Source organism: Nocardioides currus (genome assembly GCF_003057875.1).
GTDB classification, from domain to species: domain Bacteria; phylum Actinomycetota; class Actinomycetes; order Propionibacteriales; family Nocardioidaceae; genus Nocardioides; species Nocardioides currus.
This window is the reverse complement of the sequence record NZ_PYXZ01000012.1, coordinates 62,940-72,687: the sequence shown is the minus strand read 5'-3', so window position 1 is coordinate 72,687 and position 9,748 is coordinate 62,940. Positions and strand designations below refer to the sequence as shown.

The 9,748-nt window shown below is 72.0% G+C and carries 10 protein-coding genes; 2 read left to right on the top strand and 8 right to left on the bottom strand.

Annotated features, from left to right (window positions below):
• Positions 1-12: 12 nt before the first annotated feature.
• The gene (locus C7S10_RS20650) at positions 13-708 is read right to left on the bottom strand and encodes a response regulator (protein WP_108346595.1); all 696 of its coding nucleotides are present in this window, start codon (positions 706-708) and stop codon (positions 13-15) included.
• Entirely contained in the window at positions 705-2,294 is a 1,590-nt protein-coding gene (locus C7S10_RS20645; RefSeq protein WP_108346593.1) for a sensor histidine kinase, read from the bottom strand. Before C7S10_RS20645 ends, C7S10_RS20650 begins: the two co-directional genes overlap by 4 nt.
• Positions 2,295-2,449: 155 nt before the next feature.
• On the opposite strand from C7S10_RS20645, the gene C7S10_RS20640 reads away from it, so the two are divergent.
• A complete protein-coding gene (locus tag C7S10_RS20640) occupies positions 2,450-3,814 on the top strand; it encodes a cation:dicarboxylate symporter family transporter (RefSeq protein ID WP_108346591.1) in 1,365 nt (454 codons plus the stop codon).
• Between the two features lie 90 nt (positions 3,815-3,904).
• On the opposite strand, the gene C7S10_RS20635 is transcribed toward C7S10_RS20640, so the two are convergent.
• Positions 3,905-4,789, bottom strand: coding sequence for a DUF559 domain-containing protein (locus tag C7S10_RS20635; RefSeq protein ID WP_108346589.1), 885 nt, complete (start codon positions 4,787-4,789; stop codon positions 3,905-3,907).
• Positions 4,790-4,924: 135 nt separating this feature from the next.
• Complete coding sequence (glgA, locus tag C7S10_RS20630; protein ID WP_108346587.1) at positions 4,925-6,115, bottom strand: glycogen synthase; 1,191 nt, start codon at positions 6,113-6,115, stop codon at positions 4,925-4,927.
• A 62-nt stretch (positions 6,116-6,177) separates the two neighbouring features.
• On the opposite strand from glgA, the gene glgC reads away from it, so the two are divergent.
• On the top strand, positions 6,178-7,428 hold the full coding sequence (gene glgC, locus C7S10_RS20625) for a glucose-1-phosphate adenylyltransferase (RefSeq protein WP_108346585.1): 1,251 nt from the start codon (positions 6,178-6,180) through the stop codon (positions 7,426-7,428).
• Here the strand turns inward: glgC and C7S10_RS20620 are convergent, their stop codons facing one another.
• From C7S10_RS20620 to C7S10_RS20605, 4 genes are read right to left on the bottom strand one after another with little or no spacing between them, the layout of a single operon-like run.
• Positions 7,429-8,631 carry an RNA polymerase sigma factor gene (locus C7S10_RS20620; protein ID WP_243395512.1) on the bottom strand — a complete coding sequence of 401 codons (1,203 nt, stop codon included), beginning with the start codon at positions 8,629-8,631 and terminating at the stop codon, positions 7,429-7,431. It abuts the gene before it with no gap.
• A 32-nt stretch (positions 8,632-8,663) separates the two neighbouring features.
• On the bottom strand, positions 8,664-9,020 hold the full coding sequence (locus C7S10_RS20615; protein ID WP_108346581.1) for a YciI family protein: 357 nt from the start codon (positions 9,018-9,020) through the stop codon (positions 8,664-8,666).
• The gene (locus C7S10_RS20610; protein WP_108346579.1) at positions 9,017-9,382 is read right to left on the bottom strand and encodes a YciI family protein; all 366 of its coding nucleotides are present in this window, start codon (positions 9,380-9,382) and stop codon (positions 9,017-9,019) included. The genes C7S10_RS20615 and C7S10_RS20610 overlap by 4 nt, the downstream gene beginning before the upstream one ends.
• The gene (locus C7S10_RS20605) at positions 9,382-9,741 is read right to left on the bottom strand and encodes a YciI family protein (protein WP_108346577.1); all 360 of its coding nucleotides are present in this window, start codon (positions 9,739-9,741) and stop codon (positions 9,382-9,384) included. The genes C7S10_RS20610 and C7S10_RS20605 overlap by 1 nt, the downstream gene beginning before the upstream one ends.
• Positions 9,742-9,748: the final 7 nt, after the last annotated feature.

Sequence of the window (9,748 nt, the reverse complement as noted above, 5' to 3'; positions counted from 1 at the left end):
TCGCGACAGGCGTCAGGCGTCGTCGGGGGTGGCCCAGACGTAGCCGACCTCGGGGCGCCCGGTGCCGCCGTAACGCGGCGATCTGGTCACCCGGGCCTCGTCCGCGAGGTGCTCGAGGTAGCGCCGGGCCGTGACCCGGGAGACGCCGACCTGGGTGGCGACCTCGCTGGCGGAGAGGCCGTCGGGTCGGCGACGCAGTGCCTCGACCACCGCGCGCAGCGAGTCGGGGCTCATCCCCTTGGGCAGTGCCTCGCCGGTGGGCCGGGCGCGGAGGGCTCCGAAGAGCTGGTCGACGTCGTCCTGCACCACGTCGGTCGGCGAGCTCTCGAGACGGGTCCGGAACTCGGCGTACTGCTCGAGCTTGCCCCGGAACGCGGCGAAGGTGAACGGCTTGAGGAGGTAGAGCACGACGCCCTGGGAGACCGCGCGGCGCACGACCTCGGTGTCGCGCGCCGAGGTGACGGCGATGACGTCGACGGTGTGGCCCTCGGCGCGGATCCGTTGCAGCAGGCCGAGCCCGTGCCCGTCCGGGAGGTGCATGTCGAGGAGGATCAGGTCGACGGCGTCGTCGCCACGCAGCAGGCGCAGGGCGTCGCCGGCCGATCGGGCGACGCCGGCCAGCTCGAAGCCGGGCACGCGGCCGACGTACGTCGCGTGCGCCTCGGCCGCGACCTCCTCGTCCTCGACGACGAGCACCCGCACGCTCACGGAGCCACCTCCACGTCGAGCACGAACCGGGCACCGCCGAGGGGGGAGTCGGCCACCTCGAGGGTGCCGGCGTGGCGCGAGACGACCTGGGTGACGATGGCGAGCCCCAGCCCGCGTCCTTCCGACGCCTTGCTCGACCAGCCGCGGTCGAGGACGTGCGCCCGGTCCTCGGGCGCGATGCCCGGACCGGAGTCGTCGACCTCGATGTGGAGGCGTTCGGGCCCGCCGTCGAGGGACACCCGCACCTGCTGGGGTCGGGTCGAGCGCGTCTCGGCGACCGCGTCGAAGGCGTTGTCGACCAGGTTGCCGACCACGGTGACGAGGTCGCGCGAGTCGACAGGCAGGTCGGAGGGCAGGTCGCCCTCGATGGCGAGCGTGATCCCGCGCTCGGCGGCCTGCGCCGTCTTGCCCAGCAGGAGCGCGGCGAGCACCGGCTCGTCGACGGCTGCGACGAGCTCGTCGGCGAGGCCCTGGGCGACGTGGAGCTCGGCGATGGCGAACTCGACGGCCTGCTCGGGGCGCCCCATCTCGACCAGCGACACCATCGTGTGCAGGCGGTTGGCGGCCTCGTGGCTCTGGGCGCGCAGCGACTCGGTGAGGCCGCGGACCAGGTCCAGCTCGCCGGTGACCGCCTGGAGCTCGGTGCGATCACGCACGGTCACGACGGCGCCCACCTCGGCCTGGCGCCAGTAGGCGGGGGAGGTGCTGAGGACGAGCACCTGCTGGCCCAGCACGTAGGTCTGGTCGGCCACCGCCGCCCGCTGCTCGACCGCAGCCACGAGGCCCGGCGGGAGGCCGAGATCGGTCAGCGACCGGCCCTCGGCGTCGTCGGGCAGGGCGAGGAGGCGGGTCGCCTCGTCGTTGACGAGCTGCACCCGCAGGTCGGAGTCGACGAGCAGCAGGCCCTCGCGGACCGCCCCGAGCACGGCCCGGTAGTACTCGTACATCCGGGTCATCTCGCGCTCGCCCATGCCGTGGGTCTGCCGGCGCAGCCGCCGCGCGATCAGCCAGGCGCCCAGGCAGCCGGTCAGCAGCGTCGCGAGGGCGGCCAGCCCGATGCCGGGCAGGTCGTCGAGCAGCCGCTGGTCGAGGCGCTGGATCTTGATGCCGACGGCGACCAGGGCCACCACCTCGCCTCCGTCGGTCACGGGGACGACGGCTCGCACCGACGGCCCGAGCGTGCCGCGGTACTCCTGCGTGAAGGGCCGGCCCTCGAGGGCGTCGCCGGTGCCGCCGACGAACTCCCGCCCGATTTGGCTGACGTCGGGGTGCGTCCAGCGGATCCGGTCGCGGTCCATGATCACGACGAAGTCGGTGCCGGTGTCGATCCGCACCTCCTCGGCGAACGGCTGGAGCAGCGCGGTCGGGTCGGGTGTGCGGACCTGCTCGCGCACGAAGGGGGAGTCGGCCACCGAGCGGGCCACCGCGGTGGCCTGCTCGCGCGCGCTGGTGCGCGAGTCGCGGCGGGCGTCCCAGGCGGCGAGGGCGACCGCGGTGACGACGAGCACGACGACCACGCCGACCTGCAGCAGCAGGATCTGGCGGGCGACCGGGCTCTCCCGTCGTCGCACCGCGGCTGGAGCCATGGCCGCATTGTGCCGTACCCGTCCGGGTGTGCCGGGTCGGTGCACGTCGGCGTGAACTCAACGAACACAAGGGTGACGGCCGTCACAGGAGCCCACAGGATGTGGCGCAGGGCACAGCCCACCCACCCCCACGCAGGACCGGAGCCGGAGGAACCATGAGCGCAACGACAGACGAGGTGACGGTCAAGCGCGACCGCACCCACTACCTCTACATCGCGGTGATCGTCGCCGTGGTGCTCGGGGCCATCACCGGCCTCGTCGTGCCCGACTTCGCGGTGGGCCTGAAGTGGATCGGCACGACGTTCGTCGCCCTGATCAAGATGATGATCCAGCCGGTCATCTTCTGCACGCTGGTCATCGGCGTCGGCTCCGTCCGCAGCGCGGCGAGCGTCGGGAAGGTCGGTGGGCTCGCGCTCGTCTACTTCCTGACGATGTCCACCGTCGCGCTCGCCGTCGGCATGCTGGTCGGCAACCTGCTCGACCCGGGTGAGGGCCTCAACCTCTCCGACGACGTCGCGGGGGTCGGCAAGGAGCAGGCCGCCGAGGCGCACGGCTCCACCACCGAGTTCATCACCGGCATCGTCCCCGACTCGCTGCTGTCGTCGCTGACGTCGGGCGAGGTGCTCCAGACCCTGCTGGTCGCGCTCCTCGTCGGTTTCGCCCTCCAGGCCATGGGCCGCTCCGGCCAGCCGATCCTGGCGGGCATCGGCCACATCCAGCGGCTCGTGTTCCGGGTGCTGGCGATGATCATGTGGGCCGCCCCGATCGGTGCCTTCGCCGCCATCGCCGCCGTGGTCGGCGAGACCGGTGTCGACGCGATCAAGAGCCTGCTGACGATCATGGTGGCCTTCTACATCACCTGCTTCCTGTTCGTCTTCGTCGTCCTCGGCGCGATCCTCAAGCTGGCCACCGGGGTGAACATCTTCAGCCTCTTCAAGTACCTCGGGCGCGAGTTCCTGCTGATCGTGTCGACCTCGTCGTCCGAGTCGGCACTGCCCCGCCTGATCGCCAAGATGAACCACGCCGGCGTCGAGAAGACCACGGTCGGCGTCGTCGTACCGACGGGCTACTCCTTCAACCTCGACGGCACCGCGATCTACCTGACGATGGCCTCGATCTTCATCGCCGACGCCCTCGACAAGCCGCTGAGCATCGGCGAGCAGATCTCCCTGCTGCTGTTCATGATCATCGCCTCCAAGGGCGCTGCCGGGGTCACCGGCGCCGGCCTGGCCACGCTGGCCGGTGGACTGTCCTCGCACCGTCCCGAGCTGCTCGACGGCGTCGGCCTGATCGTCGGCATCGACCGCTTCATGTCCGAGGCGCGGGCCGTGACCAACTTCGCCGGCAACTCGGTGGCCACCATCCTGGTCGGCCAGTGGACCAACACCCTGGACCACGCCCAGCTCGACCGGGTGCTGTCGGGGGAGGACCGCTTCGACGAGGCGACGATGGTCGACGACCACGACACCTCGCCCCCGCCCGCCTCGCCCGCCGAGGAGTTGGCCCCCTCCGGCCGCTGACTCAACCCGCGAACGCCCCGGACCGCTTCGGTCCGGGGCGTTCCGGCGTACGGGGAGACGCGCAGGCCTTGGTCGCCCGATCGAGCTGGATCAGGCGGCGGCGAGCCCGCGAGGGGGCACCAATGCCTGCGCGTCTGCGACCACCCGCACCAACACCTCACGCACCCACTCCTGCCGGAACATGACGTCCTCCCACGTGAACCGCAGGACGAGCCACCCGTCGGCCGCGAGCAGTGTGTAGCGCCGGACGTCCTTGCGGAACCCTTCGCGGCTGCCGTGCCACTCGTAGGAGTCGCACTCGATCACGATCCGGCGGTCGCGGTCGACGAGATCCGGTCGTGCCCAGCAGTGCGGGGACGAGATGACGACCTGCGGGCGCACGCTGAGCCCCGGGACTGTGTTGCAGATGGCTCGCGTCACCGACTCGAAGGCATTCGCCGCGTCCCCGTTCGCCGTGGCGCCGACGCGTCGCGCCCCGGCCTGGCCGCGGCCACGCACGAGCGACGTCGCTCGGACCAGGGTGGCGTGCTCACCGGCACGCAGGGCGGAGTCGGCGATCACCAGCGCCTCGTCGTACGGCAGCATCCGCAGGCACTGGACCAGCGTGAGCTCACGAGAGGTCGCCTGGTCGGTGACGTCGTCCGGGGCGAGGTCGGCACTGTGGACGACGACGCGCTCCCGGTAACGCTGAGGGACGTTGCGGTTGCGGGGGACCAGGACGTGCGGCTTCGGCGGCACGGCCTTGACCTCCCACCCGTGGCGCAGCGCGGCGCTGGTGAGGCAGAGGACCCCGTTCATCGCATGCGCCAGCGCTGCCGCCGCGTCGACGCCCGGCACGGTGTATCGACCCTGCCCGACACGGACGATCGCCCCCACTGACAGGGCGCGGTCGACCTCGGCTCGCGACGACGCCCGGATCAGCGCAGCGCGGGAGGCCATGCCTCCCATCCGCTCGATCGCGAGGTCGACGTCCATGTGACGAGCATGGCCGGACGGGCTCGTCTCGCGCTTGCGTCGTCCACAGGCGCCGGCGACGCGCAGGCATTGCTCTCGCCCGCGCCGGCTCGCCCCGCTCCCGAGGACTGATGGCGCAGACCAATGCCTGCGCGTCTACGTGGTCAGCGAGCGGTAGAGGTCCACGGTCCGGGCGGCGATCGCGTCCCAGCTGAACGCCTCGATGGCGCGCTGGCGACCAGCCACGCCGAAGGCGCGGGCGCGGTCGGGGTCGGAGACCGCGTCGTCGAGCGCGGCGGCGAGGTCGGCGACGTACTGCTCGGGGTCGAGGGGGGTGCCGGTGCCGTCGGTGGCCTGGTCGATCGGGACCAGCCAGCCGGTGGACCCGTGCTGCACGACCTCGGGGATGCCGCCGGTGGCGGTGGCGACGACGGCGGTCTCGCAGGCCATCGCCTCGAGGTTGACGATGCCGAGCGGCTCGTAGATCGAGGGACAGGCGAAGACGGTGGCGGCGGTGAGCAGGGCGACGACGTCGGGGCGGGGGAGCATCTCCTCGATCCACACCACCCCGTCGCGCGTGGCGGCGAGCCCGTCGACCAGCCCGCGCACCTCGGCGGCGATCTCGGGGGTGTCGGGAGCTCCGGCGCACAGGATCAGCTGGACGTCGGGCGGCAGCTGCGCGACCGCCCGCAGGAACAGCGGCAGTCCCTTCTGCCGGGTGATCCGGCCGACGAAGATCACGCTGCGGCGGTCGGGGTCGAGCCCCAGCGCGCGCACGCGGTCTGGGTCGGCCACGGGCGACCAGTCGGACGTGTCGATGCCGTTGTGGATGACCGTCACCTTGGCGGGGTCCACGGACGGGTAGCTGTGCAGGACGTCGTCGCGCATCGCCGAGCTGACGGCGACGATGCCGGCGGCCCCCTCGTAGGCCGTCCTCTCCACCCAGCTCGACAGGGCGTAGCCGCCGCCGAGCTGCTCGGCCTTCCACGGCCGCATCGGCTCCAGGGAGTGGGCCGAGACGACGTGCGGGATGCCGTGCATGAGCCCGGCGAGGTGGCCGGCCATGTTGGCGTACCACGTGTGCGAGTGGACCAGGTCGGCCCCCGCGCAGTCGTCGACCATCGCGAGGTCGACGCCCAGGGTCCTGATCGCCGGGTTGGTGGCGGCCAGCGAGTCGGGCTCGGCGTACGCCGTCGTGCCCTCCTCGGACCGAGCCGCACCGAAGCACCGGACGAGAGCCTCGACGTCGGGCAGCGATCGCAGGGCCCGGACGAGCTCGGCGACGTGCACGCCGGCGCCCCCGTAGACCTCGGGCGGGTACTCCTTGCTGAGGACGTCGACTCGCATGAGGGCGAATCTACTCACGACTTGGGGTGGTCGCCGCTCGCGAGCGCCACTAGTTTCGAGGCATGAGCGTCGCACCCGCCCGCAAGAAGATCCTCGCCATCGTCCTGGCCGGCGGTGAGGGCAAGCGCCTGATGCCGCTCACCGCGGACCGCGCCAAGCCCGCCGTGCCGTTCGGGGGGATCTACCGCCTCATCGACTTCGCGCTCTCCAACGTCGTCAACTCGGGCTACCTCAAGGTGGTCGTGCTGACGCAGTACAAGTCGCACAGCCTCGACCGGCACGTCACCACCACGTGGCGGATGTCCAACCTGCTCGGCAACTACGTGACGCCGGTCCCGGCCCAGCAGCGGGTCGGGAAGCGGTGGTACCTCGGCAGCGCCGACGCGATCTACCAGTCCCTCAACCTGCTGACCGACGAGCAGCCCGACATCGTCGTCGTGGTGGGCGCGGACCACGTCTACCGGATGGACTTCTCCCAGATGGTCGCCGCACACGTCGAGTCCGGCGCGGGCTGCACGGTCGCGGCGATCCGCCAGCCGATCTCGCTGGCCGACCAGTTCGGCGTCATCGACGTCGACCCGGGCGACCCGTCGAAGATCCGCGCCTTCCTCGAGAAGCCGACCGATCCGGTCGGGCTGCCGGACTCGCCCGACGAGGTGCTGGCGAGCATGGGCAACTACGTGTTCACCGCCGACGCCCTGCGCGACGCGGTCACCCGCGACGCCGAGCGCGAGCAGTCGAAGCACGACATGGGCGGCGACATCGTCCCGTGGTTCGTCGACAAGAGCGAGTCCTCGGTCTACGACTACAAGGACAACGAGGTCCCGGGCTCCACCGACCGCGACCGCGGCTACTGGCGTGACGTCGGGACGATGCGGTCCTACTACGACGCCCACCTCGACCTGGTCTCGCCGCTGCCCGTCTTCAACCTCTACAACAACGCGTGGCCTATCTACACCAGCTACGGTCCGCACCCGCCGGCCAAGCTCGTCGAGGGTGCCAGCGGCGCCGGGGTCGCCACGTTCAACTCGATCCTGTCGCCCGGTGTGGTGATCTCCGGAGGCACGGTCAACCAGTCCGTGCTGTCGCCGGCGGTCTGGGTCAAGGACGGCGCCGAGGTCTCCGACTCCGTGCTGATGGACGGCGTCCACGTCGGTGAGGGCGCGATCGTGCGCAACGCGATCCTCGACAAGGGCGTCGTCGTGCCCCCCGGCACCCAGATCGGCGTCGACGCCGAGGCCGACCGGGCCCGCGGCTTCGTCGTCGAGGACGGGCTGACCGTGCTGGCCAAGCAGCAGGACGTGCAGGCCTGATCAGAGCTCGGCGCGGCGCGACTCCAGGTGCGCGCGCTCGACGTCGTTGAGGCACGCGGCGATCGCCTGGTCGAAGGCCGCCCGCGCGGCGTCGGTGTCGCCCGACCGGGCCAGCAGCTCGGCGCGTACGGCGGCGACACGGTGCGTCGAGGGGATCTCGATGCCCTCCAGCGCGGCGAGCCCGGCGGCCGGGCCCCGGGCCTCGGCCACCGCGACCGACCGGGCCAGGCGCGCGCTCGGCGTCGGGGCGACGGCCAGCAGGGCGTCGTACAGGACGATCATCCGCTCCCAGTCGGTCTGGTCCGGTGACGTGGCGATCGCGTGCTCGGCAGCGATCCGCGCCTGCAGGGCGTACGCCGCTGACTGCACGGTGACCGGCCCGCGCAACGCCTCCGAAGCCAGGAGGCGGCGCGCCTCGTCGATCTCGTCGGCGTGCCACCGGGCGCGGTCCTGGTCGGGCAGCAGCACGAGTCGCCCGTCGGCGACCCGGGCGTCGCGACGCGAGTGCTGGAGCAGCATCAGCGCGAGGAGGGCCACCAGCACCGGCTCGGCCGGGCGCAGGCCGAGCACGACGCGGACCAGGCCGATGGCCCGGGCCGACAGCTCGGCGCGCAGCAGGTCGGGACCGGTGCCGGGGGAGTAGCCCGCGGTGAAGGCGAGGTAGGCGGTCTGGGCGACGGTGTCGAGCCGGTCCGGCAGGACGGACGCGTCCGGCACGCCGAAGGGGATGCCCGCGCCGGTGATCCGCTTCTTGGCGCGGGTGATGCGCGCGGCCATCGTCGCCTCGGGGACCAGGAAGAGGCGCGCGATGTCGGCCGTCGGGACACCCAGGACCAAACGCAGGGTCAGCGCGCTGGCGGCCTCCGGCGCGAGCGCCGGGTGCGTGCACATCAGCACCAGCCGCAGCAGGTCGTCCTCGACCAGGGCGCCGGGATCGGCCATCACGCGGGCTCCTTCGCGGCGGCTGCTCTCGACGACGAGCAGGGGGGCGGCCTTCTGCGCGACGGCCTCGGTGCGCAGGCGGTCGATGATCCGGCGGCTGGCCGCCGTCTGCAGCCACGCCGCCGGAACGTCCGGGACGCCGTCGGCCGGCCAGGTGCGCGCGGCCGCCTCGACCGCGTCGCCGAGCGCGTCCTCCACGAGGTCGAGGCGTCGGAAGCGTGAGAGCAGCACGGCCACCAACCGGCCCCACTCCTCGCGCACGACGCGCTCGAGCGCGTCCGGTCCCTGTGCGTTCAGGTCATCACGTCGATCGTCGGGTGGATCTGGATGTCGTAGCGCGGCAGCACCGTCAGTAGGTCGACGAGCACGTCGAGGTCGGGCGCCTCGATCAGGTAGAAGCCCCCCATGCCCTCGATGACCTCGGCGTAGGGGCCGTCGGTGAGCTGCACGCCGCCGTCGGGCGAGCGCATGACGGTCGCGTCACGCGGGTCGCTCAGCGCCTCGCCGGCGAGCAGCTCGACGCTCTCGCGCGCCTCGCAGGCCGAGGCGAACTCGCCGAACTTCGCCATCGTCGCCTGCTTCTCCGCGTCGGTCTGGTCGGGCCAGAGCTTCTCAGCGCCGTCGCCGATCAGGAGCACGAGGTACTTCATGCCGACTCCACCTCCTCCTGGTCGACGCACTCCCGCCCCTCGACGGCGTCGCCCGTCGCGGCCAGGATCGTGCAGCACTCCAGCAGGTCGTCGAGGTCGGAGCTCTCGATCACGTAGTAGCCCCCGACCTGCTCGGCGCTCTCGGCCCATGGCCCGTCGGTGGCGGACGTGGCGTGGGGAGCGATCGTCCGCGCGCGACCGGCGCGGTGCAGCTCGGCCCCACCCGTGATCGTGTGCCCGCGCTCGGCGAGCTGGTCGGTGAAGGTGCCGTGCGCCGCCATCGCGGCCGCTTTCTCCTCCTCGTTGGCGCCGGTCCACCAGTGCTCGGTGTCCCCGATCAGCAGCACGACGTACTCGGCCATCAGGGTCGCTCCTCTGGGGAGACGGTGGGCACGACCTGCACCGCGTCGCCCAGCCCGGCGATGATCTTGCAGCACTCCAGGAGCCCGTCGAGGTCGTCGGTCTCCACCTGGTAGAAGCCGCCGACTTGCTCCGCGCTCTCGGCGTAGGGCCCGTCGGTGATCTCCAGGGTGTCGGGACGCACGGTCCTCGCGGTGGTGCTCGGCTTCAGCTCGGCCCCGCCGGTGACCTTGTGCCCACCCTCGGCGAGCGCCTGCCCGAAGCGCTCGTACTCGGCGTAGCCGTCGGCACGTTCCTGCATGCTCATGGTCGTCCACCAACGATCGGCGTCGCCCACGATCAACACGATGTACTCGGTCATCTGCGTC

Coding starts and splice junctions, on each gene's coding strand:
- C7S10_RS20615 (WP_108346581.1), bottom strand. CDS start 9,020: ATGAAGTACCTCGTGCTCCTGATCGGCGACGGCGCTGAGAAGCTCTGG.
- C7S10_RS20635 (WP_108346589.1), bottom strand. CDS start 4,789: ATGGACGTCGACCTCGCGATCGAGCGGATGGGAGGCATGGCCTCCCGC.
- C7S10_RS20610 (WP_108346579.1), bottom strand. CDS start 9,382: ATGGCCGAGTACGTCGTGCTGCTGATCGGGGACACCGAGCACTGGTGG.
- glgC (WP_108346585.1), top strand. CDS start 6,178: ATGAGCGTCGCACCCGCCCGCAAGAAGATCCTCGCCATCGTCCTGGCC.
- glgA (WP_108346587.1), bottom strand. CDS start 6,115: ATGCGAGTCGACGTCCTCAGCAAGGAGTACCCGCCCGAGGTCTACGGG.
- C7S10_RS20640 (WP_108346591.1), top strand. CDS start 2,450: ATGAGCGCAACGACAGACGAGGTGACGGTCAAGCGCGACCGCACCCAC.
- C7S10_RS20645 (WP_108346593.1), bottom strand. CDS start 2,294: ATGGCTCCAGCCGCGGTGCGACGACGGGAGAGCCCGGTCGCCCGCCAG.
- C7S10_RS20605 (WP_108346577.1), bottom strand. CDS start 9,741: ATGACCGAGTACATCGTGTTGATCGTGGGCGACGCCGATCGTTGGTGG.